The sequence below is a fragment of the Enterobacter cloacae complex sp. P24RS genome, from assembly GCF_014982165.1.
GTDB classification, from domain to species: Bacteria; Pseudomonadota; Gammaproteobacteria; order Enterobacterales; family Enterobacteriaceae; genus Enterobacter; species Enterobacter quasihormaechei.
On sequence record NZ_JADCKU010000006.1, the window covers coordinates 168,629 to 192,156 of the forward strand.

Consider the following 23,528-nt stretch of genomic DNA (forward strand, 5'->3'; position numbering starts at 1 on the left):
GGAGCGATTATTCCACGATGAACAGCGGCTTGCCAGTCATCTCTTCAGGGATTTCCATACCCATCAGCGACAACATGGTTGGCGCGATGTCGGAAAGCTTGCCGCCTTCCACTGCTTTCACTGATTTATCACCCACATAAATCAGTGGAACAGGCAGGTTGGTATGGGCGGTATGCGCCTGACCGGTTGCCGGGTCACGCATTTGTTCTGCGTTACCGTGATCGGCGGTGATCAGCAGCTGGCCTCCCACGGATTCAACCGCTTTTGCGACCTGCTCTACGCAGTGGTCCAGCGCTTCAACCGCCTTCACTGCCGCTTCCATTACGCCGGTATGGCCGACCATGTCACCGTTCGGATAGTTACAGATGATGGTGTCGTATTTACCGCTTTCGATCGCGGCCACCAGTTTTTCGGTCAGCTCCGCAGAGCTCATTTCTGGCTGGAGATCGTAAGTCGCGACTTTCGGCGAGTTGATCAGGATGCGGTCTTCGCCTTTGAACGGCTCTTCTACGCCGCCGTTAAAGAAGAAGGTCACGTGCGCATACTTCTCCGTTTCGGAGATACGCAGCTGGGTTTTATCGTTTTTCGCCATCCACTCGCCGAAGGTATTTTCCAGCGACGCTGGCGGATACGCGCAGGGAGCCTTGATATCCGCTGCATACTCGGTCAGCTGGATGAAATCGAGCTTCGCCACTTTCTTACGGGCGAAACCGTCGAAATCAATGTTGACGAAAGCACGGGTGATTTCGCGCGCGCGGTCAGCGCGGAAGTTCATGAAGATCAGCGCATCGCCATCTTCCATGGCGGCATCGGCCTGGCCTTCAGCGCGGATCACGGTTGCTTTCACGAATTCGTCGTTTTCATCACGCGCGTAAGCCGCTTCCAGACCTGCGACGGCGGTCGGGAACTGGAATTCACCTTTTGCCAGGGTCAGCAGATCGTAGGCTTGCTCAACGCGGTCCCAGCGGTTATCGCGGTCCATTGCATAGTAACGGCCAATGATGGACGCCACGCGGCCTTTGCCCAATGCGGTAAATTTCTCTTCAAAGGCTTGCAGCGAGCCCTTAGCGCTGCGTGGCGGCGTATCGCGACCGTCCAGGAAGGCGTGCAGATAGATTTTTTCCGCACCGCGTTCAGCGGCCAGTTCAACCATCGCCATAATGTGATCTTCGTGGCTGTGAACGCCGCCCGCAGAGAGCAGGCCCATAATGTGAACGGCCTTGCCTGCGGCGACAGCTTTATCCACTGCTCCGGTGAGCGTTGGGTTGGCAAAGAATGTACGTTCTTTGATTTCAACGTCCAGGCGCGTCAGGTCCTGATAGACGATACGGCCTGCGCCCAGGTTCACGTGACCCACTTCAGAGTTGCCCATCTGACGGTCCGGCAGCCCGACTTCCAGACCAGACGCGTCAATCAGGGTGTGGGGACGTTTTGCCCAAAGCGCATCCATTACCGGGGTTTTGGCGTTGAAAATGGCGTTATCCTGCTGATCTTCACGGTAGCCATAGCCATCCAGAATCACCAGTACCATAGGTTTTTTAGAAACCGACATTGCGACAACCTCATGCTCAAGAGACAAAAAATTTGCGTAATTTTACTACAGCTGAATCGATAAAATAGCCGCAGAAGATCAAAGAAAGCGTGGAGGCAAGGCCGTTCTCGGGCCATTTTGAGGCTTTTTTTTCGTGGCATGCCGCAGAAAATAGATTAGCTTTATGTCGCTGGCTGTATTTGCCACAGCGCACAGGTATACTCCTGTCCTGGTTTTTTTAATCACTAAGTCGGGAGTTGTTACCCCCCATGCAAGAAATTATGCAATTCGTTAGCCGCCACCCGGTTCTGAGCATCGCGTGGATTGGCCTGCTGGTCGCTGTACTGTTCACCACATTTAAGGGACTGACGTCTAAAATTAAGGTGATCACCCGCGGTGAAGCGACACGTCTGATCAACAAAGAGGACGCCGTTGTGGTTGATCTGCGTCAGCGCGACGATTTCCGCAAGGGCCATATCGCAGGTGCTATCAACCTGCTGCCAGCGGAAATCAAAGCGAACAACATTGGTGAGCTGGAGAAGCATAAAGCCCAGCCGATTATCGTTGTTGACGGCACAGGCATGCAGGCGCAGGAATCTGCCAACGCACTGCATAAAGCAGGCTTTGAAAACGTAACGGTGCTGAAAGAAGGCATCTCCGGCTGGAGCGGGGAGAATCTTCCTTTAGTGCGCGGTAAATAAGGAGTTAAGTGATGGCCAATATTGAGATCTACACCAAAGCAACGTGCCCGTTCTGCCACCGAGCGAAAGCGCTGCTGTCCAGCAAAGGCGTAACGTTCAAGGAACTGCCGATCGATGGTGACGCGATTAAACGCGAAGAGATGATCCAACGCAGTGGTCGCACAACGGTTCCACAGATTTTTATTGATGCGCAGCACATTGGCGGCTGTGATGACTTGTATGCGCTCGACGCCCGCGGTGGACTCGATCCGCTGCTGAGCTAGAGACTTTAGGACAATTAAAAAGGGTTTTTCCATGTCAGAACAAAACAACACCGAGATGACTTTCCAGATCCAGCGCATCTACACCAAGGATGTCTCTTTCGAAGCGCCAAACGCGCCGCACGTTTTCCAGAAAGACTGGCAGCCAGAGGTTAAACTTGATCTGGATACCGCATCCACCCAGCTGGCGGATGACGTGTATGAAGTCGTACTGCGTGTCACCGTGACCGCCTCTCTGGGCGAAGAAACTGCATTCCTGTGCGAAGTACAGCAGGGCGGTATCTTCTCCATCGGCGGCATCGAAGGCAACCAGATGGCGCATTGCCTGGGTGCATACTGCCCGAACATCCTGTTCCCGTATGCGCGTGAATGCATCACCAGCCTGGTTTCTCGCGGTACATTCCCGCAACTGAACCTTGCGCCAGTTAACTTTGATGCGCTGTTTATGAACTATTTGCAGCAGCAGGCTGGCGAAGGTGCCGAACAACATCAGGATGCCTGATGAGCACTGTTAATGCGTCAATGACTGTGATCGGTGCCGGCTCTTACGGCACCGCTCTTGCCATCACGCTGGCAAGAAATGGTCACGACGTGGTCCTGTGGGGCCACGATCCAAAACATATCGCGACGTTGCAACACGACCGCTGCAACGTGGCGTTTCTCCCGGACGTTCCGTTCCCTGACTCTCTCTATCTGGAAAGCGACCTCGCGACCGCGCTGGCGGCCAGCCGCAATATTCTGATTGTGGTGCCGAGCCATGTGTTTGGCGAAGTCCTGCGTCAGATTAAGCCGCTGATGCGTGCGGATGCGCGTATTGTGTGGGCGACGAAGGGGCTGGAAGCCGAAACCGGACGTCTGTTGCAGGACGTTGCCCGCGAAGCGCTGGGAACGGCGATCCCGCTGGCGGTGATCTCCGGGCCGACGTTTGCCAAAGAGCTGGCTGCCGGTCTGCCGACGGCGATCTCGCTGGCGTCCACCGACCAGGCATTTTCCGACGATCTTCAGCAACTGCTGCACTGCGGCAAGAGCTTCCGCGTCTACAGCAACCCTGATTTTATCGGCGTACAGCTGGGCGGTGCGGTGAAGAACGTCATTGCCATCGGGGCCGGGATGTCTGACGGCATCGGTTTCGGCGCGAATGCGCGTACGGCGCTGATCACCCGTGGTCTGACCGAAATGTCCCGTCTGGGCGAAGCGCTGGGTGCCGATCCGGCCACCTTTATGGGGATGGCTGGGCTGGGCGACCTGGTGCTGACCTGCACCGACAACCAGTCGCGTAACCGCCGCTTTGGCATGATGCTCGGACAGGGCAGCGATGTAAAAAGCGCGCAGGAGAAGATTGGTCAGGTGGTTGAAGGCTATCGCAATACCAAAGAAGTCCGCGAATTGGCGCACCGTTTCGGTGTCGAAATGCCAATAACCGAGGAAATTTATCAGGTATTGTATTGCGGAAAAAATGCGCGCGAGGCAGCATTGACCCTATTAGGTCGTGCGCGCAAGGACGAGCGCAGCAGCAATTAGCCGGGAAGTATCGTCACCTGAATGACCCAGCCAGCGCAGAACTGGCTGGTCATTAACTATCGTCTGGAGCAAGCAATGCCGTGTGAAGAACTGGATATCGTCTGGAATAATATTAAAGCCGAAGCCCGTGCTTTGGCCGACTGTGAGCCTATGCTGGCCAGTTTCTATCACGCGACGCTACTCAAGCACGAAAACCTCGGCAGCGCCCTGAGCTATATGCTCGCCAATAAGCTGGCTTCCTCCATCATGCCTGCTATCGCCATTCGTGAGGTGGTGGAAGAGGCCTACGCCGCAGACCCGGAAATGATCGCCTCTGCCGCCTGCGACATTCAGGCCGTACGCACGCGCGATCCGGCGGTGGATAAATACTCCACGCCGCTGCTGTATCTCAAAGGTTTTCACGCCTTACAGGCGTACCGCATCGGCCACTGGTTATGGAATGAGGGACGCCGCGCGCTGGCTATCTTCCTGCAAAACCAGGTTTCCGTGACCTTCCAGGTCGATATTCACCCGGCGGCGAAAATTGGCCGCGGGATCATGCTCGATCACGCCACCGGCATTGTTGTCGGTGAAACGGCGGTGATTGAAGATGATGTGTCGATCCTGCAATCCGTTACGCTGGGCGGTACCGGTAAAACCAGCGGAGATCGCCATCCGAAAATTCGTGAAGGGGTGATGATTGGCGCAGGCGCCAAAATCCTTGGCAATATTGAAGTCGGACGCGGCGCGAAGATTGGCGCGGGGTCAGTTGTACTCCAGCCCGTACCGCCGCATACCACCGCCGCTGGCGTCCCGGCGCGCATCGTCGGTAAGCCAGACAGCGATAAACCGTCGATGGATATGGATCAGCACTTCAACGGTATTCACCACACCTTCGAATACGGCGACGGTATTTAAACGCGGGAACAGCCAGATAAAAAAGCCCGGTGAGTCAATGCACCGGGCTTTTGATTAGTTGCGGTATAACACTTTGATAATGTGATAGCCGAACTGCGTATGCAGGGGACCGGTTGGCTCCAGCACCGGGCAGGAGAAAACCACTTTATCAAACGCCGGAACCATCTGGCCCTGGCGGAACTCGCCTAAGTCACCGCCGCGTTTGCCTGACGGGCAAATCGAGTGTTTCTTCGCCAGTTTGCCGAAATCGGCGCCGTTTTTAATCTGTTCGAGAAGATCCTGTGCCAGTTTCTCTTCTTTAACAAGGATATGCAGTGCTGCTGCTGTTTTTGCCATGATCGTGCCTTGAGTCAACGAGTTTACGATCGGTATACTACCACGCGTTTTTCCTCCTCTCCCCACTTTCATTGAGCGATCACTTATGCGTTTAAACCCCGGACAACAACAAGCTGTCGAATTCGTCACCGGACCCTGCCTGGTGCTGGCGGGAGCGGGATCCGGTAAAACACGTGTGATCACTAACAAAATTGCCCACTTAATTCGCGGTTGTGGCTACCAGGCGCGCCATATCGCGGCGGTCACCTTTACCAACAAAGCGGCGCGTGAGATGAAAGAGCGCGTCGGCCAGACCCTGGGCCGTAAAGAGGCGCGCGGGCTGATGATCTCCACTTTCCACACGCTGGGCCTGGATATCATCAAGCGTGAATACGCGGCGCTGGGCATGAAGTCCAACTTTTCGCTCTTCGATGACACCGATCAGGTGGCGCTGCTTAAAGAGCTGACGGAAGGGCTGATCGAAGATGACAAAGTGCTGTTGCAACAGCTGATCTCGACGATCTCGAACTGGAAAAACGATCTCATGACGCCGGCCCAGGCAGCGGCGAGTGCCAAAGGCGAGCGCGATCGTATCTTTGCCCACTGCTACGGTCTGTACGATGCGCATATGAAAGCCTGCAACGTACTGGATTTCGACGATCTGATCCTGCTGCCGACGCTGCTGCTTCAGCGAAATGAAGAGGTGCGCGAGCGCTGGCAGAACAAAATCCGCTACCTGCTGGTGGATGAATATCAGGATACCAACACCAGCCAGTACGAGCTGGTGAAGCTGCTGGTAGGACAGCGTGCGCGTTTCACCGTCGTTGGCGATGACGATCAGTCCATTTATTCCTGGCGCGGCGCTCGTCCGCAAAACCTGGTGCTGCTGAGCAAAGACTTCCCGGCGTTGCAGGTGATCAAACTGGAGCAGAACTATCGTTCTTCCGGGCGCATCCTGAAGGCGGCGAACATCCTGATTGCCAATAACCCGCACGTCTTTGAGAAGCGCCTGTTCTCCGAGCTGGGTTACGGTACTGAACTGAAAGTGCTCAGCGCCAACAATGAAGAGCACGAAGCGGAGCGCGTAACGGGTGAGCTGATTGCCCATCACTTCGTCAACAAAACCGACTATAAAGACTACGCGATCCTCTATCGCGGTAACCACCAGTCGCGCGTTTTTGAAAAGATGCTGATGCAGAACCGCATTCCCTACAAAATCTCCGGCGGCACGTCGTTCTTTTCGCGTCCGGAAATCAAGGATCTGCTGGCCTACCTGCGCGTGCTGACCAACCCGGATGACGACAGCGCTTTCCTGCGCATCGTGAATACGCCGAAACGCGAAATTGGCTCTGCGACGCTGCAAAAGTTGGGCGAGTGGGCGATGACCCGCAACAAAAGCCTGTTCACCGCCAGCTTCGATATGGGGCTGAGCCAGACCCTGACCGGGCGCGGCTATGACGCCTTAACCCGCTTCACCCACTGGCTGGGTGAAGTGCAGCGTCTGGCCGAGCGCGAGCCGGTGGCGGCGGTACGCGATCTGATCCACGGCATTGATTACGAATCCTGGCTCTATGAAACCTCCGCCAGCCCAAAAGCGGCTGAGATGCGCATGAAAAACGTTAACCAGCTCTTCAGCTGGATGACCGAAATGCTTGAAGGTTCAGAGATAGACGAGCCGATGACCCTGACGCAGGTCGTCACCCGCTTCACGCTGCGCGATATGATGGAGCGCGGCGAAAGCGAAGAAGAGGCCGACCAGGTCCAGCTGATGACGCTTCACGCGTCCAAAGGGCTGGAGTTCCCGTATGTCTATCTGGTGGGGATGGAAGAGGGCCTACTGCCGCACCAGAGCAGCATTGATGAAGATAACGTCGACGAAGAGCGCCGTCTGGCCTACGTGGGGATCACCCGTGCGCAGAAGGAGCTGACGTTTACGCTGTGTAAAGAGCGCCGTCAGTACGGTGAGCTGGTGCGCCCGGAGCCGAGCCGTTTTCTGCTGGAGTTGCCTCAGGACGATCTTATCTGGGAGCAGCAACGTAAGGTCATTACCGCGGAAGAGCGCATGCACAAAGGCCAGGCCAACGTGGCAAACATTCGCGCGATGCTGGCAAAAGCCAAAGAGAAGGGATAACGGTTTGTAGGCCGGGTAAGGCGAAGCCGCCGCCCGGCACGCTTTAAAGGGTCACTTCACCTCAAGCGCCCAGTGCACATAGCTCTGCCACTGAAACTCCTGTTCAACCAGTTCTGCGCCAAGCGGGTGATTTTCAAGCCAGTTTTTCGGCAACGTCAGCGTCAGTTTCTCATCGTCTGCCACCAGCGTAATGTCTGGCAGCAAATCATCACGACGGCGGCTGGCAAACAGGATCGCCAGGCGCAACAGACGGCACAGATGCTCGGCCACGCGCGGCGGCACGGCGTTCTGCTGGTGAAGTGAAGAGAGATCGACGGCGTTGGTCTGATTCAGCAGCAGGGTGGCCAGTAGCTTTTTCTGTGCGGGCGTATAGCCGGGTAAATCAAGATTTCGTACCAGCCAGGCTGCGTGCAGCGGTGCCTGCTTGTACTCCACGCTGAGACCAATTTCATGTAGCGCACAGGCGCTTAGCAACAGATCGCGACTTAACGGTTCAATATCCCAGCTAGTTTTCACCTGATCGGCAAAAAGTGACGCCAGCTGGCTTACTCTTTGCGCCTGGTCAGTATCAACAATAAAGCGTCGCTGAACGTTACGCAGCGTACGGCTACGGATGTCCTGATCGACCGACTGGTGCAGCATTCCGTAAACCAGACCTTCACGCAGCGCACCGCCTGCCAGCGTCATACACTGGATATTCAGCTCGGTGAAAATGGCGATCAGGATGGCGAGCCCGCTTGGGAAAACCAGCGCGCGTTCGAGCGTCAGCCCCTCAATTTCAAGCTCTTCCAGGCGTCCACACTGAATGGCGCGCTGTTTAAGCTGCTGGAGCTTGGCAAGGGTGATCCGCTCGTCCATGCCCTGCGCCATCATGATTTCCTGCAACGCCTGAACGGTGCCGGAAGCCCCGACGCAGACTTTCCAGCCGTGATAGCGCAGCTCATCCATGACCGGGCGCAGCACTTCACGCGCCGCGTTTTCCGCCTCGTCGAAATTCTCTTTGGCAAGGTTTCGATCGGTAAAGTAGCGTTCCAGCCAGGTCACACAGCCCATCGACAGGCTAAAGAGCGAGGTCGCCTGTGCGCCTGTGCCCGTGACCAGTTCGGTACTGGCGCCACCGATGTCCACCACCAGACGGCGATCGTCGCCACCGGTCGTGTGCGCCACGCCCTGATAAATCAGACGCGCTTCTTCTTCACCGCTGATGACCTGCACCGGACAGCCCAGAATTTCCTGCGCTTTGGCAATGAAATCGCCAGCGTTAACCGCCAGACGAAGGGTCGCCGTGGCAACAACGCGGATTTGACTGAGCGGGATATCCTGCAAACGTTCTGCAAACAGACGCAGGCACTGCCAGCCACGTTCCATGGCTTCAGGGGAGAGGTGGTTGTCGCTGCTCAGGCCCGCCGCGAGGCGGACCTTGCGCTTAATGCGCGTCAGCGTTTGTATGCTTCCCGCCACCTCGCGCACAACCAGCATATGAAAACTGTTGGAGCCGAGATCTATTGCCGCATAGAGCGAGGTGGAGCTGAGCATATTTTCTTAACCTGAACGACGACGGTTACGCGGTGCGCCGCCGGAACGACGCGGACCATTGCCGGGGCGTGGGCGGGTAAGGCGCTTAGGCGGCGGCAGTTCGCTTAACAGCGCGTCCGGATTGTATTTGCTCTGTGGAATAGAGTGACCGATGTAGGTCTCAATGGCCGGAAGATTCAGCGCATACTCTTCACACGCCAGGCTGATGGAGTGGCCGCTTGCGCCGGCACGACCGGTACGACCGATACGGTGTACATAGTCTTCACAGTCATCTGGCAGATCGTAGTTAAAGACGTGCGTCACGGCTGGAATGTGCAGGCCACGGGCCGCCACGTCGGTCGCGACCAGAATATCGAGATCGCCACGGGTAAACTCGTCCAGAATGCGCAGGCGTTTTTTCTGCGCCACGTCGCCGGTCAGGAGACCTACGCGGTGACCATCTGCCGCCAGGTGGCCCCAGATATCTTCACAGCGATGTTTGGTGTTCGCGAAGATGATCGCGCGATCCGGCCACTCTTCTTCGATCAGCGTTTGCAGCAGGCGCATTTTCTCTTCATTAGAGGGATAGAAGAGCTCTTCTTTAATGCGGTGCCCGGTTTTCTGCTCCGGTTCCACTTCCACATACTCGGCGTTGTTCATCTGCTCGAAGGCGAGTTCACGCACGCGGTATGACAGGGTTGCGGAGAACAGCATGTTCAGACGCTGGTTTGCGGCAGGCATACGACGGAACAGCCAGCGGATATCTTTAATGAAGCCCAGATCGTACATGCGGTCTGCTTCATCAAGCACGACAACCTGGATTGCGCCGAGGTTGATATGGTTCTGTTTGGCGTAGTCGATAAGGCGGCCGGTGGTTCCAATCAGGATATCCACGCCGCTTTCCAGCACTTTCAGCTGTTTATCGTAGCCGTCGCCGCCATAGGCCAGGCCAAGCTTCAGGCCGGTGGCTTGCGCCAGAGGCTCAGCGTCTGCGTGGATCTGTACCGCCAGTTCTCGCGTCGGGGCCATAATTAGCGCGCGCGGCTGGTTAACTTTGCGGTCTGCAATCGCTGGGTGAGAAAGTAAATAATGAAACGTTGACGTTAAAAACGCCATCGTTTTGCCAGTACCGGTTTGCGCCTGCCCTGCAACGTCGCGACCGGCCAGCGTCAGCGGCAGGGCGAGAGCCTGAATGGGCGTGCAGTTATGAAACCCTTTAGTTTCAAGGGCTTCGATCACCTTTGGGTGCAGGGCGAAGTCGGAAAACTTCTGTTCTGTTAAATGTGTTTTGCTCATAGTGTGGTAGAATATCAGCTTACTATTGCTTTACGAAAGCGTATCCGGTGAAATAAAGTCAACCTTTAGTTGGTTAATGCGACATCAACACGTCGTTGGTGGTGACAAAACCAACGTACCAGGCTTATTCCTGTGGAGTTATATATGAGCGATAAAATTATTCACCTGACTGACGACAGTTTTGACACGGACGTACTTAAAGCTGACGGGCTGATCCTCGTTGATTTCTGGGCTGAATGGTGTGGTCCTTGCAAAATGATCGCTCCGATTCTGGATGAAATCGCTGACGAATATCAGGGCAAACTGACCGTTGCCAAGCTGAACATCGACCAGAACCCGGGCACCGCGCCAAAATACGGTATCCGTGGCATTCCGACCCTGCTGCTGTTCAAAAACGGTGACGTGGCGGCGACCAAAGTGGGCGCACTGTCCAAAGGTCAACTGAAAGAGTTCCTGGACGCTAATCTGGCGTAAGGTTTCTCAGCTGAGCGTTCAGAGCGCCTAATTAATGGCGAGCTCTGGACGCCCGGCTTTAGTCGTGCTAAGTTAGCTATGACTACGTTTTAAACATATCTTGTTGTTTGAATCTTGTTTTACCCGATACTTCCCGTTGTTAATGTAAACAGTGCGTGAAGTTGCTAGATTCCGGGCTTGTCACTCAATCCGTCTTGTCGTTTCAGTTCTGCGTTCTTTCCCTGTGACCAGACAGCGAACAGACATGAGGTGATGGCCGCTAAACAGGCATGGATGACCCTGCCATACCATTCACAACATTAAGTTCGAGAATCACCCCGAGTTTAAGAACCCACACCATTATGAATCTTACCGAATTAAAGAATACGCCGGTTTCTGAGCTGATCACTCTCGGCGAAAATATGGGACTGGAAAACCAGGCTCGTATGCGCAAGCAGGACATCATTTTCGCCATCCTGAAGCAGCACGCTAAGAGTGGCGAAGATATCTTTGGCGACGGTGTGCTGGAGATACTGCAAGACGGATTTGGTTTCCTCCGCTCCGCAGACAGCTCCTACCTCGCCGGCCCTGACGACATCTACGTATCCCCTAGCCAAATCCGCCGTTTCAACCTCCGCACTGGTGACACCATTTCAGGTAAGATTCGTCCTCCTAAAGAGGGTGAACGCTACTTTGCGCTGTTGAAGGTTAACGAAGTTAACTACGACAAACCGGAAAACTCCCGCAATAAGATCCTGTTCGAGAACTTAACGCCGCTGCACGCGAACTCTCGCCTGCGCATGGAGCGTGGTAACGGGTCTACTGAAGACTTAACCGCTCGTGTGCTGGATCTGGCATCGCCAATTGGTCGTGGTCAGCGTGGTCTGATTGTGGCACCGCCAAAAGCCGGTAAAACCATGCTGCTGCAAAACATTGCGCAGAGCATTGCTTACAACCATCCAGACTGTGTGCTGATGGTGCTGCTGATTGACGAACGTCCGGAAGAAGTGACCGAGATGCAGCGTCTGGTGAAAGGTGAAGTGGTTGCGTCTACCTTCGACGAACCGGCTTCTCGCCACGTTCAGGTTGCGGAAATGGTTATCGAGAAGGCGAAACGCCTGGTTGAACACAAAAAAGACGTGATCATCCTGCTCGACTCCATTACCCGTCTGGCACGTGCCTACAACACCGTGGTGCCGGCTTCCGGTAAAGTACTGACCGGTGGTGTGGACGCCAACGCCCTGCACCGTCCGAAGCGTTTCTTCGGTGCGGCGCGTAACGTGGAAGAGGGCGGTAGCCTGACCATTATCGCGACGGCGCTGATCGATACCGGCTCCAAAATGGACGAAGTTATCTACGAAGAGTTTAAAGGTACAGGCAACATGGAACTGCACCTTTCTCGTAAGATCGCAGAGAAACGCGTCTTCCCGGCCATCGACTACAACCGTTCCGGTACCCGTAAAGAAGAGCTGCTTACCACTCAGGAAGAGCTTCAGAAAATGTGGATCCTGCGCAAAATCATCCATCCAATGGGCGAAATCGACGCAATGGAATTCCTCATTAACAAACTGGCGATGACCAAAACAAACGACGATTTCTTCGACATGATGAAACGCTCGTAACGCAAATAATCCCAGTAAACGCCACGTTTTTACGTGGCGTTTTTTATTTATGGACTATACGCTATTACCACACACTCCCAATTTAGACCTGTCGGTGCGACAATAAGAAGGTTTGCACAGTCAAAGAAATAATTGATTGAAAAACATACAAAGGGAGTTGTGAGAAGCCATCTTTAATCCTTCTGAGGCAGAGGCTTCATGGTTATACTTCCGGGACTAACATTTGTTGAGAGCAATCCATTGTGAATCTACTCACTGCAGTAACTGAGCTGATCAGTATTTTTTTATTCACAACCTGTTTTTTGTTCATTGCGCGCAAGGTAGCAAAAAGAATTGGGTTAGTGGACAAACCGAACTTCCGTAAACGTCATCAGGGGCTTATTCCGCTGGTGGGCGGCATTTCGGTATACGCAGGCATCTGTTTCACATTCGGGATCGCGGATTACTATATCCCCCATGCCGCACTCTACCTGGCGTGTGCCGGTGTGCTGGTACTGGTCGGCGCCCTTGACGATCGTTTTGATATCAGCGTGAAGTTTCGCGCGACGGTACAGGCGGCTATCGGCATCATTATGATGGTGGTGGGCGGTCTCTATCTCAGAAGTCTGGGCTACGTCTTTGGTCCCTGGGAGCTGGTGCTTGGGCCATTCGGCTTCTTCCTGACGCTGTTTGCCGTTTGGGCGGCCATCAACGCCTTTAACATGGTTGACGGTATAGACGGTCTGCTCGGTGGGCTGTCCTCTGTTTCATTTGGCGCTATCGGCATCATTTTATGGTTTGACGGCCAGTACAGCCTGTCAATGTGGTGCTTTGCCATGATTGCCGCCATCCTGCCTTATATCTGCCTGAACCTGGGTGTGTTGGGGCGTCGCTATAAAGTGTTTATGGGCGATGCGGGCAGTACCCTGATTGGCTTTACGGTGATCTGGGTCCTGCTGGAGACCACCCAGGGCAAAACTCACCCGATAAGCCCGGTAACGGCTCTGTGGATTATCGCCATCCCGCTGATGGACATGGTCGCCATTATGTATCGCCGTCTGCGTAAAGGGATGAGCCCGTTCTCTCCCGATCGCCAGCATATTCATCATCTGATTATGCGTGCTGGCTTCACGTCTCGTCAGGCATTTGTGCTGATTACGCTTGCGGCTGCTATTCTGGCTGCGATTGGCGTTGCTGCGGAATACGCACATTTCATTCCTGAATGGGTAATGTTGGTATTATTCTTGCTAGCATTTTTCATGTACGGTTACTGCATTAAGCGTGCATGGAAAGTCGCGCGTTTTATTAAACGTTTAAAACGCAGGATGCGTCGGAACAGTGGCAAAAACACAACATTAACTAAGTAAAACCGGGACTATGATGACTCAACCGTTGGCGGGAGCGAAATCAGTGGGCACTGAGAACGAGCTGGATATTCGTGGTTTGTTTCGAGTGTTATGGCAAGGCAAACTGTGGATTGTGGGTATTGCATTGGGGTTCGCACTGTTAGCGCTTGCCTACACCTTCTTTGCAAAACAAGAGTGGAGCGCCACGGCAATTACAGACCGACCAACGGTGAATATGCTTGGAGGCTACTACTCCCAGCAGCAATTCCTGCGTAATCTTGATATCAAGGCCAATCTGGCGACCCCGGATCAGGCCTCAGTGATGGATGAATCCTACAAAGAGTTTGTGATGCAGCTGGCGTCGTGGGATACACGTCGCGATTTCTGGTCCCAGACGGACTATTACAAGCAGCGCATGGTCGGGAACAGCAAAGCGGATGCCGCGCTGCTGGATGATTTAATTAATAACATTCAGTTTATGCCTGGCGATATGCTCCGTAATGTTAGCGACAGCGTGAAGCTGATTGCGGAAACGGCGCCGGACGCCAATAACCTGCTGCGTCAGTACGTTGCTTTTGCCAGCCAGCGCGCGGCGAGCCATCTGAATGACGAGCTGAAAGGCGCCTGGGCGGCACGTACAATCCAGATGAAGGCACAGGTAAAACGTCAGGAAGAGGTCGCAAAGGCCATCTTCGCGCGACGCGTGCATAATATTGAGCAGGCGCTGAAGATTGCTGAACAGCACAATATTTCCCGTAGCGAAACGGATGTTCCGGCTGACGAACTCCCGGATTCAGAAATGTTCCTCCTGGGTCGCCCAATGCTTCAGGCACGTCTGGAAAATATCCAGGCGGTTGGCCCTGACTTTGACCTTGATTACGACCAAAATCGCGCCATGCTCAATACGCTCAACGTCGGTCCAACGCTGGACCCGCGTTTTCAGACCTATCGTTATTTGAGAACGCCTGAAGAGCCTGTAAAACGCGATAGTCCGCGTCGCGCCTTCCTGATGATCATGTGGGGGATTGTGGGCGCACTGACTGGCGCTGGCGTAGCGTTATTGCGTCGCCGCACAAACTAAGAACGCCGTCTACGATGAAGGCTGCGGCCTTCATCGTCTAATCGAAGAGAATCGATGTGAAAGTACTAACCGTATTTGGCACCAGGCCGGAGGCCATTAAGATGGCACCTCTGGTTCATGCGCTGGCCAGAGATCCTGACATTGAAGCGAAGGTGTGCGTAACTGCCCAGCACCGTGAGATGCTCGATCAGGTCTTAACCCTCTTTTCTATCGTCCCGGATTACGATCTCAATATAATGAAACCGGGACAGGGATTGACGGAAATTACCTGCCGTATTCTGCAAGAGTTAAAGCCTATTCTGGAGTCGTTCAGGCCTGATGTGGTCCTGGTGCATGGCGACACCACTACCACCGTGGCGACCAGCCTGGCCGCGTTCTATCAGCGTATCCCTGTGGGCCATGTCGAAGCGGGACTGCGTACCGGCAATCTCTATTCTCCCTGGCCGGAAGAGGCCAACCGTACCCTCACCGGCCACCTGGCGATGTACCATTTTGCGCCTACCGAGAACTCACGTCAGAACCTGCTGCGAGAAAATATCAGCGACAGCAAAGTTTTCGTCACCGGCAATACCGTTATTGATGCGCTGATTTGGGTGCGTGACCGCGTGCTGGCTAACGGCGAACTTCAGGCAGAACTCGCTGCGCGCTATCCGTTCCTGAATAACGGCAAGAAAACGATCCTGGTAACGGGCCACCGTCGCGAAAGTTTTGGCCGTGGCTTTGAGCAAATCTGCCACGCGCTGGCTGAAATTGCCGCGCAGAACGAGGATGTGCAGATTGTCTATCCGGTACACCTCAACCCTAATGTCAGCGAACCGGTCAACCGTATCCTCGGCCACGTGGAAAACGTGCTCCTGATTGAGCCGCAGGACTATATGCCGTTTGTCTGGCTGATGAACCACGCCTGGCTGATCCTGACCGATTCTGGCGGCATTCAGGAAGAAGCGCCTTCTCTTGGCAAGCCGGTACTGGTGATGCGCGAAACCACCGAACGTCCGGAAGCGGTAACTGCCGGGACCGTCCGTCTGGTCGGAACGGATCCGCGTCGTATTGTCGAAGAGGTCACGCGCTTACTGCATGACGATGAAGAGTATCAGGCGATGAGCCGCGCCCATAACCCGTACGGGGACGGGCAGGCTTGTGGCCGTATTTTGCACGCACTTAAACACAATCGGGTAACGCTATGAGTTTTACTACCATCTCTGTTGTTGGTCTTGGCTATATCGGACTGCCTACTGCGGCGGCCTTTGCCTCTCGTCAAAAGCAGGTTGTTGGCGTAGATATCAACGCGCACGCGGTGGAAACCATCAACCGTGGCGAAATTCATATCGTGGAGCCTGACCTCGATCGCGTGGTGAAAAAAGCGGTGGACGGCGGCTTCCTGCGCGCCAGCACGACGCCGGTAGAAGCCGACGCGTACCTGATTGCGGTACCAACCCCTTTTAAAGGCGATCATGAGCCTGACATGGTTTACGTCGAGGCGGCGGCAAAATCCATTGCGCCGGTGCTGAAGAAAGGGGCGCTGGTTATCCTTGAGTCCACTTCACCTGTTGGGGCCACCGAGCAGATGGCCCAGTGGCTGGCCGAGGCGCGCCCCGATCTCAGCTTCCCGCAGCAGGCGGGCGAGCAGGCTGATATCAATATCGCCTACTGCCCTGAGCGCGTGCTGCCGGGCCAGGTAATGGTTGAGCTGATTAAAAATGACCGCGTGATTGGCGGCATGACCCCGGTCTGCTCCGCGCGTGCCAGCGAGTTATATAAGATTTTCCTTGAAGGCGAATGCGTGGTGACCAACTCCCGCACCGCCGAAATGTGCAAGCTGACCGAAAACAGCTTCCGCGACGTTAACATCGCGTTTGCGAATGAACTGTCGTTGATTTGCGCCGATCAGGAAATTAACGTCTGGGAACTGATCCGCCTTGCCAACCGTCATCCGCGCGTGAACATTCTTCAGCCGGGGCCTGGCGTGGGTGGGCACTGTATCGCGGTCGATCCGTGGTTTATCGTGGCGCAAAACCCGCAACAGGCACGCCTGATTCGCACCGCGCGCGAAGTGAACGACCACAAACCGCACTGGGTGATCAATCAGGTGAAAGCCACGGTCGCGGATTGCCTGGCCGACAGCGGCAAACGCGCCAGCGAGCTGAAAATCGCCTGCTTTGGTCTGGCATTCAAACCGAATATTGACGATCTGCGCGAAAGCCCGGCGATGGAAATTGCCGGGATGATCGCTGACTGGCACAGCGGTGAAACGCTGGTGGTTGAGCCGAATATTCATGCGTTGCCGGCAAAGCTTGCCGGTCACTGCACCCTTACCGCACTGGATGACGCGCTGGCGACGGCGGATGTGCTGGTACTGCTGGTAGATCACAATGCGTTTAAAGCGGTCTCCGGTGATGCCGTGCGTCAGCAGTATGTTGTTGATACTAAAGGCGTGTGGCGTTGAGTATCCTCAACGGCGTGCTGGAGCCCCTTGAGTGGGAAAGCACATTCTTTGCGCGCCCCTCAGCGATAGTGCGTCTGCGCGAAAATGCTCCTGCGTTGCGGGAAGCCGACTTCGGCGCCTGGCCGCGCGTGCAGGCTAAGATCCCGGCAGACCGGGCCGAAATGCTGGACGCGCTCCAGCAGCACGGATTCCGGCTGGTTGAGGGTGAGGTTGATCTCTCTATTACCGTGGCCCGCCACGACTCACCGGGCGCGGAAATTGCATTAGAGCAGGATATTCCCGCGCTGCGCAACATGGCGGCGCTGGCATTCGCTCAGAGCCGTTTCAGGGCGCCCTGGTATGCGCCCGATGACAGCGGCCGTTTTTATGCCCAGTGGATTGAGAATGCGGTAAAGGGCACGTTTGACCACGTCTGTCTGGTGTTTCGTGCGCCGGAAGGTCCGATTGAAGGTTTTGTTTCGCTTCGCAGGCTCAACGAGCACGAGGCGCGCATCGGTTTATTAGCCGGACGCGGCATGGGCGAAAAACTCATGCAGGCGGCGCTGCACTGGGCGGAGCAACAGCGAGTATCAACGCTGCGGGTCGCGACCCAGATGGGCAACACCGCTGCGCTTAAACGTTATATTGCGAGTGGTGCCAGCATCGACGCCACCGCCTACTGGTTATACAGGTGACAAGATGATTCCATTTAACGCGCCTCCGGTCGTGGGCACTGAACTTGATTATATGCAGTCTGCTATGGGCAGCGGCAAGCTCTGTGGCGACGGCGGGTTCACCCGTCGCTGCCAGCAGTGGATGGAGCAACGTTTCCACAGTGCCAAGGTTCTGCTGACGCCGTCCTGTACCGCATCGCTCGAGATGGCGGCGCTGCTGCTGGATATCCAGCCCGGCGATGAGGTGATCATGCCGAGCTACACCTTCGTCTCCACGGCGAACGCCTTTGTCCTGCGCGGGGCGAAAATCGTGTTTGTGGATATCCGCCCGGATACCATGAACATTGACGAAACGTTGATTGAAGCGGCGATCACCGACAAAACGCGGGCGATCGTGCCGGTGCATTATGCGGGCGTGGCCTGCGAAATGGACACCATCATGGCCATCGCCAAAAAGCATAACCTGTTCGTGGTGGAAGACGCCGCGCAGGGCGTGATGTCCACCTACAAAGGACGCGCGCTGGGCACCATCGGTCATATCGGCTGCTTTAGCTTCCACGAAACCAAAAACTACACCGCAGGCGGTGAGGGCGGCGCGACGCTGATTAACGATCGCGCTCTGGTAGAGCGTGCGGAAGTGATCCGTGAGAAAGGGACCAACCGCAGCCAGTTCTTCCGCGGCCAGGTGGATAAGTACACCTGGCGTGATATCGGCTCAAGCTACCTGATGGCGGATTTGCAGGCCGCATACCTCTGGGCGCAGCTGGAAGCGGCAGAGCGAATCAATCTGCACCGCCTCTCCCTGTGGCAAACCTACTACGACGCGCTGGCGCCGTTGGCTAAGGCAGGGCGTATTGAGCTGCCGACCGTACCGGCCGACTGCGTCCACAACGCCCACATGTTCTACATCAAGCTGCGCGATAACGACGATCGCAGCAAGCTGATTGCCTGGCTGAAAGAAGCGGAAATTATGGCGGTATTCCACTATATTCCGCTGCACTCCAGCCCGGCGGGAGAAGCCTTCGGCGCGTTTGCCGGTGAAGACCGCTACACCACCAAAGAGAGCGAACGTCTGCTCCGTCTGCCCCTGTTCTACAACCTCGCGCCGGTGAACCAGCGTACGGTGATCAATTCGCTTCTGAGTTATTTCGCCTGATATGTCTCTGGCAAAAGCGTCGGTGTGGACGGCAGCGTCCACGCTTGTAAAAATTGGCGCCGGATTACTGGTCGTCAAGCTGCTGGCCGTCTCATTTGGTCCGTCAGGCGTTGGGCTGGCCGGGAATTTCCGCCAGCTGGTCACGGTGCTTGGCGTGCTGGCGGGGGCCGGGATATTCAATGGCGTCACCAAATACGTAGCGCAGCATCATGACGATGCCGGAAAGCTCCGCACGGTGGTGGGGACCTCATCTGCAATGGTGCTGGGCTTCTCTACACTGCTGGCCGTCGTCTTTTTGCTGGCGGCGGCACCCATCAGCCAGGGGCTGTTCGGACATACGCACTATCAGGGGCTGGTACGCCTGGTGGCGCTGGTTCAGATGGGCATCGCCTGGGCGAACCTGCTGCTGGCGCTGATGAAAGGCTTCCGTGATGCCGCCGGGAATGCACTGGCGCTGATCTTCGGCAGCGTCATCGGCGTTATTGCCTACTACTTTTGCTACCGGCTGGGCGGCTATGAAGGCGCACTGCTGGGGCTGGCGCTGGTGCCTGCCCTGGTTGTCATCCCGGCGGCGTTTATGCTGATGCGCAGAGGCGATGTCCCGCTGAGTTACCTGAAACCGCAGTGGGACAAGTTACTGGCAGGCCAGCTGGCGAAATTTACGCTGATGGCCCTCATCACTTCCGTCACCATTCCGGTAGCCTACGTGATGATGCGAAACCTGCTTGCGGCGCATTACAGCTGGGATGAAGTGGGGATTTGGCAGGGCGTGAGCAGCATTTCCGATGCCTACCTCCAATTTATTACGGCTTCCTTTAGCGTCTATTTGCTGCCAACCTTATCGCGCCTGACGTCCAGGCAGGATATTACCCGCGAGATTTTTCGCTCCCTGCGTTTTGTGTTGCCGGCTGTTGCGGTCGCCAGCTTTACCGTCTGGTTGCTGCGTGACTTCGCCATCTGGCTGCTGTTTTCGGCGAAGTTTACCGCCATGCGCGACCTGTTTGCCTGGCAGCTGGTCGGCGATGTGCTGAAAGTGGGGGCATACGTTTTCGGCTATCTGGTGATTGCGAAGGCCTCGCTGCGGCTGTATATCCTGGCAGAGATTAGCCAGTTTGCGCTGCTGACGGCATTTTCTCACTGGCTGATCCCTACCCACGGAGCGCTGGGGGCGGCTCAGGCCTATATGGCAACCTATATCGTTTATTTCGCTGCCTGTTGCGGCGTATTTTTACTTTGGCGTAAACGCGCATGACTGCACTGATACACATTCTGGGATCGGACATCCCGCATCATAACCAGACCGTTCTGCGGTTCTTCAACGATGAGCTGGCATCCGGCACGCCCGACGCGCGCGAGTTTATGGTTGTTGGAAAAGATAATGGCCTGAGCGCGGCCTGTCCGGCACTGAACATAACTTTCTGGCCAGACAAAGCGGCCCTGACCAAAGCCGTTGTCGCGAAAGCCAAAGCGGATCGAAGCCAGCGTTTCTTCTTCCACGGGCAGTTCAATACCGGCCTGTGGCTGGCGTTGTTGAGCGGCGGGATCAAACCCTCCCAGTTCAGCTGGCATATCTGGGGAGCGGATCTCTATGAAGTCTCCCACGGCTGGAAATTCCGCCTGTTCTACCCGCTGCGCCGTCTGGCGCAGGCGCGCGTGGGCTGCGTTTTTGCCACCCGCGGCGATCTCACCTATTTTGCTAAACAGCATCCGAAGGTGCGCGGCGAGCTGCTCTATTTCCCGACCCGCATGGATCCGGCGCTGAATACGATGGCGAATGACGCGGTTCGTGAGGGCAAACTGACCATCCTGGTGGGGAATTCCGGCGATAGCAGCAACGAGCATGTCGCGGCGCTCCGGGCAGTGCATGAGCAGTTTGGCGACACGGTGAACGTGGTGGTGCCGATGGGCTATCCCGCCAATAACGACGCCTACATCGACGAGGTCCGCCAGCAGGGGCTTGCGCTGTTTAGCGCAGACAATCTGCACATTCTCAGGGATAAGCTGGAATTTGATGACTATCTCGCGCTGCTGCGAAAATGCGATCTGGGCTATTTCATCTTTGCCCGTCAGCAGGGGATTGGCACGCTGTGTCTGCTGATTCAGGCGGGAGTACCGTGCGTGCTCAACCGCGAAAACCCGTTCTGGCAGGACATGGCCGAGCAGCACATTCCGGTGCTGTTTACCTCTGACACGCTTAATGTCGGGGTGGTACGGGAAGCACAGCGCCAGCTCGCGCTGGTGGATAAAAATAGCATCGACTTTTTCAGCCCGAACTACCTTACGCCGTGGCACCGCGCGCTGCGTATTGCTTCAGGAGACAACGCATGAGCCAGTTGCAGTTTAGCGGCTTGCTCGTGGTCTGGCTGCTGAGCACGCTGTTTATCGCCACGCTCACCTGGTTTGAGTTCCGGCGCGTACGTTTTAACTTCAACGTATTCTTCTCGCTGCTGTTTTTGCTGACCTTTTTCTTTGGTTTCCCGCTGACCAGCATCCTCGTGTTCCGCTTTGATGTGGGCGTCGCTCCGCCGGAAATCTTGTTGCAGGCGCTGCTCTCTGCGACCTGCTTCTACGCGGTGTACTACGTCACCTATAAAACGCGCCTGCGCGCGGCGAAAGACACCGCGCCCCGTCGACCGCTGTTTACCATGAACCGGGTAGAGACCCATCTGACGTGGGTTATGCTGATGACCATCGCCCTGGTCAGCGTGGCGATTTTCTTCATGCATAACGGTTTTTTACTGTTTAAGTTGCAGTCCTATAGCCAGATTTTTTCCGCCGAAGTCTCCGGCGTCGCGCTCAAGCGCTTCTTCTATTTCTTCATCCCGGCGATGCTGGTGGTCTTCTTCCTGCGCCAGGACAGCAAAGCCTGGCTGTTCTTCCTGGTCAGCACCGTCGCGTTTGGCATTCTGACCTACATGATCGTCGGCGGTACCCGCGCCAACATCATTATCGCCTTCGCGATTTTCCTGTTTATCGGCATTATTCGCGGCTGGATCTCCCTGTGGATGCTGGCGGCGGCAGGCGTCTTTGGGATTGTGGGGATGTTCTGGCTGGCGCTGAAGCGCTACGGTCTTAACGTAGCCGGTGACGAAGCGTTTTATACCTTCCTGTATCTGACGCGCGATACCTTCTCGCCGTGGGAAAACCTGGCATTGCTGCTGCAAAACTACGACAAGATCGAATTCCAGGGGCTGGCGCCGATTGTTCGCGATTTCTATGTCTTTATTCCGACGTGGCTGTGGCCTGACCGTCCCGGCATTGTCCTGAACACGGCGAACTACTTCACCTGGGAAGTGCTGAATAATCACTCGGGCCTGGCGATTTCCCCCACCCTGATTGGCTCGCTGGTGGTGATGGGCGGAACGTGGTTTATCCTGCCCGGCGCCATCGCGGTCGGACTGATAATAAAATGGTTCGACTGGCTGTACACGTTGGGTAACGAAGAGACCAACCGCTACAAAGCCGCTGTTTTGCACAGTTTCTGTTTCGGTGCCATTTTCAATATGATCGTTCTGGCGCGCGAGGGGCTGGATTCGTTCGTCTCGCGCGTGGTGTTCTTTATGGTCGTTTTCGGCGTCTGTCTGCTGCTGGCAAAACTCCTGTACTGGCTGTTTGACAGTGCAGGGCTTGTGCACAGACGTGAGCCACAGGGCAGCACAACGCTGTCGCAAGTCTGAGTAGGGATTATCATGACGGATAAAACTTCAGCCCCGCGTTATGCGCTGCGTGGGCTACAGCTGATTGGCTGGCGTGACATGCAGCACGCGCTGGATTTTCTGTTCGCGGACGGGCAGATGAAGTCGGGCACGCTGGTGGCCATCAACGCAGAAAAAATGCTGGCGGTTGAAGATAACGCGGAAGTGAAAAGCCTGATCGAAGCCGCGGAGTTTAAATACGCAGACGGTATTAGCGTGGTGCGTTCGATCCGGAAAAAGTTTCCTGACGCTAATGTGTCTCGCGTGGCGGGAGCCGACCTTTGGGAGCGGCTTATGGAGCGTGCAGGCGCTGAAGGCACGCCGGTATTTCTGATTGGCGGCAAGCCCGAGGTATTGGCACAGACCGAACAAAAGCTGCGTAGCCAGTGGAATGTTAACATCGTGGGCAGTCAGGATGGCTACTTCAGGCCGGAAGATCGCCAGGCGTTATATGAGCGCGTACGCGACAGCGGGGCGAAAATTGTCACCGTTGCCATGGGATCGCCGCGCCAGGAAATACTGATGCGCGATTGCCGTCTGGTCAGCCCGGATGCGCTCTATATGGGCGTTGGCGGCACCTACGACGTCTTTACCGGCCACGTTAAGCGTGCGCCGAAAGTCTGGCAAAACCTTGGGCTGGAGTGGCTGTACCGCCTGCTTTCCCAACCGACGCGCATCAAACGACAGATTCGCCTCCTGCGCTACCTCGCCTGGCACTACACCGGGAAAATGTAATCAATATGCAGCGCGATCTACCGTTCGCGCTGCAACGCCCCCCGCAAAACTGCTGAGTTTATGTGCAATGCATTCATTTTTTTAATGCATTGTTTGCCATTTGCCAGAATTTAAGAAACCATTCGCTCCGTATTTCAGTACCCCTCAAAAATAATAACCGGCAACAAGTCGGGAAACAGCAAACACAACCGAGGA

Annotated in this window: 22 protein-coding genes; 18 read left to right on the forward strand and 4 right to left on the reverse strand. The window is 55.6% G+C overall.

What is annotated here, in order from left to right:
• Positions 1–7 precede the first annotated feature (7 nt).
• The gene (gpmM, locus tag INF58_RS08650; protein ID WP_193527520.1) at positions 8–1,552 is read right to left on the reverse strand and encodes a 2,3-bisphosphoglycerate-independent phosphoglycerate mutase; all 1,545 of its coding nucleotides are present in this window, start codon (positions 1,550–1,552) and stop codon (positions 8–10) included.
• Positions 1,553–1,800: 248 nt separating this feature from the next.
• Here gpmM and INF58_RS08655 point away from each other — a divergent pair, with 248 nt between their 5' ends.
• The 5 genes from INF58_RS08655 to cysE all read left to right on the forward strand — a co-directional run bounded on the left by INF58_RS08655 (position 1,801) and on the right by cysE (position 4,910).
• Complete coding sequence (locus INF58_RS08655) at positions 1,801–2,232, forward strand: rhodanese-like domain-containing protein (protein WP_003860840.1); 432 nt, start codon at positions 1,801–1,803, stop codon at positions 2,230–2,232.
• An 11-nt stretch (positions 2,233–2,243) separates the two neighbouring features.
• Positions 2,244–2,495: a glutaredoxin 3 gene (gene grxC, locus INF58_RS08660; protein ID WP_003860837.1), complete on the forward strand. Its 252-nt coding sequence runs from the start codon at positions 2,244–2,246 to the stop codon at positions 2,493–2,495.
• A 31-nt stretch (positions 2,496–2,526) separates the two neighbouring features.
• Positions 2,527–2,994 (forward strand): protein-export chaperone SecB, encoded by a 468-nt coding sequence (gene secB, locus INF58_RS08665; RefSeq protein ID WP_003860835.1) that lies wholly within the window; start codon positions 2,527–2,529, stop codon positions 2,992–2,994.
• A complete protein-coding gene (gene gpsA, locus INF58_RS08670) occupies positions 2,994–4,013 on the forward strand; it encodes an NAD(P)H-dependent glycerol-3-phosphate dehydrogenase (RefSeq protein WP_006812398.1) in 1,020 nt (339 codons plus the stop codon). Before secB ends, gpsA begins: the two co-directional genes overlap by 1 nt.
• 75 nt (positions 4,014–4,088) lie before the next feature.
• The gene (gene cysE / locus INF58_RS08675; protein WP_008502718.1) at positions 4,089–4,910 is read left to right on the forward strand and encodes a serine O-acetyltransferase; all 822 of its coding nucleotides are present in this window, start codon (positions 4,089–4,091) and stop codon (positions 4,908–4,910) included.
• A gap of 54 nt (positions 4,911–4,964) precedes the next feature.
• Here the strand turns inward: cysE and ppiC are convergent, their stop codons facing one another.
• Positions 4,965–5,246: a peptidylprolyl isomerase PpiC gene (gene ppiC, locus INF58_RS08680; RefSeq protein ID WP_006812396.1), complete on the reverse strand. Its 282-nt coding sequence runs from the start codon at positions 5,244–5,246 to the stop codon at positions 4,965–4,967.
• A gap of 85 nt (positions 5,247–5,331) precedes the next feature.
• Between ppiC and rep the strand changes: the two genes are divergently transcribed.
• Entirely contained in the window at positions 5,332–7,356 is a 2,025-nt protein-coding gene (rep, locus tag INF58_RS08685; protein WP_063868811.1) for a DNA helicase Rep, read from the forward strand.
• A 51-nt stretch (positions 7,357–7,407) separates the two neighbouring features.
• Here rep and gppA read toward each other — a convergent pair whose 3' ends face one another.
• On the reverse strand, positions 7,408–8,892 hold the full coding sequence (gene gppA, locus INF58_RS08690) for a guanosine-5'-triphosphate,3'-diphosphate diphosphatase (RefSeq protein WP_193032444.1): 1,485 nt from the start codon (positions 8,890–8,892) through the stop codon (positions 7,408–7,410).
• A gap of 6 nt (positions 8,893–8,898) precedes the next feature.
• Positions 8,899–10,167, reverse strand: a complete 1,269-nt coding sequence (gene rhlB, locus INF58_RS08695) for an ATP-dependent RNA helicase RhlB (protein WP_063452156.1) — start codon at positions 10,165–10,167, stop codon at positions 8,899–8,901.
• Positions 10,168–10,311: 144 nt separating this feature from the next.
• Here rhlB and trxA point away from each other — a divergent pair, with 144 nt between their 5' ends.
• From trxA to wecG, 12 genes are all read left to right on the forward strand, one after another.
• A complete protein-coding gene (gene trxA, locus INF58_RS08700) occupies positions 10,312–10,641 on the forward strand; it encodes a thioredoxin TrxA (RefSeq protein WP_006812392.1) in 330 nt (109 codons plus the stop codon).
• 341 nt (positions 10,642–10,982) lie between these two features.
• Positions 10,983–12,242, forward strand: coding sequence for a transcription termination factor Rho (rho, locus tag INF58_RS08705; protein ID WP_001054528.1), 1,260 nt, complete (start codon positions 10,983–10,985; stop codon positions 12,240–12,242).
• 242 nt (positions 12,243–12,484) lie between these two features.
• Entirely contained in the window at positions 12,485–13,588 is a 1,104-nt protein-coding gene (wecA, locus tag INF58_RS08710) for a UDP-N-acetylglucosamine--undecaprenyl-phosphate N-acetylglucosaminephosphotransferase (RefSeq protein ID WP_001050933.1), read from the forward strand.
• A gap of 13 nt (positions 13,589–13,601) precedes the next feature.
• Positions 13,602–14,648 carry an ECA polysaccharide chain length modulation protein gene (wzzE, locus tag INF58_RS08715; protein WP_063868815.1) on the forward strand — a complete coding sequence of 349 codons (1,047 nt, stop codon included), beginning with the start codon at positions 13,602–13,604 and terminating at the stop codon, positions 14,646–14,648.
• 56 nt (positions 14,649–14,704) lie between these two features.
• Entirely contained in the window at positions 14,705–15,835 is a 1,131-nt protein-coding gene (wecB, locus tag INF58_RS08720; RefSeq protein ID WP_063452158.1) for a non-hydrolyzing UDP-N-acetylglucosamine 2-epimerase, read from the forward strand.
• Positions 15,832–17,094 (forward strand): UDP-N-acetyl-D-mannosamine dehydrogenase, encoded by a 1,263-nt coding sequence (gene wecC / locus INF58_RS08725; protein WP_193527521.1) that lies wholly within the window; start codon positions 15,832–15,834, stop codon positions 17,092–17,094. Before wecB ends, wecC begins: the two co-directional genes overlap by 4 nt.
• A complete protein-coding gene (gene rffC, locus INF58_RS08730) occupies positions 17,091–17,768 on the forward strand; it encodes a dTDP-4-amino-4,6-dideoxy-D-galactose acyltransferase (protein WP_193527522.1) in 678 nt (225 codons plus the stop codon). Before wecC ends, rffC begins: the two co-directional genes overlap by 4 nt.
• A 4-nt stretch (positions 17,769–17,772) precedes the next feature.
• Complete coding sequence (rffA, locus tag INF58_RS08735) at positions 17,773–18,903, forward strand: dTDP-4-amino-4,6-dideoxygalactose transaminase (RefSeq protein ID WP_063452161.1); 1,131 nt, start codon at positions 17,773–17,775, stop codon at positions 18,901–18,903.
• A 1-nt stretch (position 18,904) separates the two neighbouring features.
• Positions 18,905–20,155: a lipid III flippase WzxE gene (wzxE, locus tag INF58_RS08740; RefSeq protein ID WP_107534419.1), complete on the forward strand. Its 1,251-nt coding sequence runs from the start codon at positions 18,905–18,907 to the stop codon at positions 20,153–20,155.
• Positions 20,152–21,231, forward strand: a complete 1,080-nt coding sequence (locus INF58_RS08745; RefSeq protein ID WP_193527523.1) for a TDP-N-acetylfucosamine:lipid II N-acetylfucosaminyltransferase — start codon at positions 20,152–20,154, stop codon at positions 21,229–21,231. Before wzxE ends, INF58_RS08745 begins: the two co-directional genes overlap by 4 nt.
• On the forward strand, positions 21,228–22,580 hold the full coding sequence (gene wzyE, locus INF58_RS08750; RefSeq protein ID WP_063868827.1) for an ECA oligosaccharide polymerase: 1,353 nt from the start codon (positions 21,228–21,230) through the stop codon (positions 22,578–22,580). Before INF58_RS08745 ends, wzyE begins: the two co-directional genes overlap by 4 nt.
• A gap of 12 nt (positions 22,581–22,592) precedes the next feature.
• Complete coding sequence (gene wecG / locus INF58_RS08755; protein WP_063868829.1) at positions 22,593–23,333, forward strand: lipopolysaccharide N-acetylmannosaminouronosyltransferase; 741 nt, start codon at positions 22,593–22,595, stop codon at positions 23,331–23,333.
• Positions 23,334–23,528 lie beyond the last annotated feature (195 nt).

Bases quoted from the DNA above. Each gene is read 5' to 3' on its own strand.
- wzyE (WP_063868827.1), top strand. From the start codon at position 21,228: ATGAGCCAGTTGCAGTTTAGCGGCTTGCTCGTGGTCTGGCTGCTGAGC.
- trxA (WP_006812392.1), top strand. From the start codon at position 10,312: ATGAGCGATAAAATTATTCACCTGACTGACGACAGTTTTGACACGGAC.
- INF58_RS08745 (WP_193527523.1), top strand. From the start codon at position 20,152: ATGACTGCACTGATACACATTCTGGGATCGGACATCCCGCATCATAAC.
- wecG (WP_063868829.1), top strand. From the start codon at position 22,593: ATGACGGATAAAACTTCAGCCCCGCGTTATGCGCTGCGTGGGCTACAG.
- gppA (WP_193032444.1), bottom strand. From the start codon at position 8,892: ATGCTCAGCTCCACCTCGCTCTATGCGGCAATAGATCTCGGCTCCAAC.
- ppiC (WP_006812396.1), bottom strand. From the start codon at position 5,246: ATGGCAAAAACAGCAGCAGCACTGCATATCCTTGTTAAAGAAGAGAAA.
- rhlB (WP_063452156.1), bottom strand. From the start codon at position 10,167: ATGAGCAAAACACATTTAACAGAACAGAAGTTTTCCGACTTCGCCCTG.
- wzxE (WP_107534419.1), top strand. From the start codon at position 18,905: ATGTCTCTGGCAAAAGCGTCGGTGTGGACGGCAGCGTCCACGCTTGTA.
- rep (WP_063868811.1), top strand. From the start codon at position 5,332: ATGCGTTTAAACCCCGGACAACAACAAGCTGTCGAATTCGTCACCGGA.
- wecC (WP_193527521.1), top strand. From the start codon at position 15,832: ATGAGTTTTACTACCATCTCTGTTGTTGGTCTTGGCTATATCGGACTG.
- gpmM (WP_193527520.1), bottom strand. From the start codon at position 1,552: ATGTCGGTTTCTAAAAAACCTATGGTACTGGTGATTCTGGATGGCTAT.
- secB (WP_003860835.1), top strand. From the start codon at position 2,527: ATGTCAGAACAAAACAACACCGAGATGACTTTCCAGATCCAGCGCATC.
- wzzE (WP_063868815.1), top strand. From the start codon at position 13,602: ATGACTCAACCGTTGGCGGGAGCGAAATCAGTGGGCACTGAGAACGAG.
- rffA (WP_063452161.1), top strand. From the start codon at position 17,773: ATGATTCCATTTAACGCGCCTCCGGTCGTGGGCACTGAACTTGATTAT.
- rho (WP_001054528.1), top strand. From the start codon at position 10,983: ATGAATCTTACCGAATTAAAGAATACGCCGGTTTCTGAGCTGATCACT.
- gpsA (WP_006812398.1), top strand. From the start codon at position 2,994: ATGAGCACTGTTAATGCGTCAATGACTGTGATCGGTGCCGGCTCTTAC.
- cysE (WP_008502718.1), top strand. From the start codon at position 4,089: ATGCCGTGTGAAGAACTGGATATCGTCTGGAATAATATTAAAGCCGAA.
- INF58_RS08655 (WP_003860840.1), top strand. From the start codon at position 1,801: ATGCAAGAAATTATGCAATTCGTTAGCCGCCACCCGGTTCTGAGCATC.
- grxC (WP_003860837.1), top strand. From the start codon at position 2,244: ATGGCCAATATTGAGATCTACACCAAAGCAACGTGCCCGTTCTGCCAC.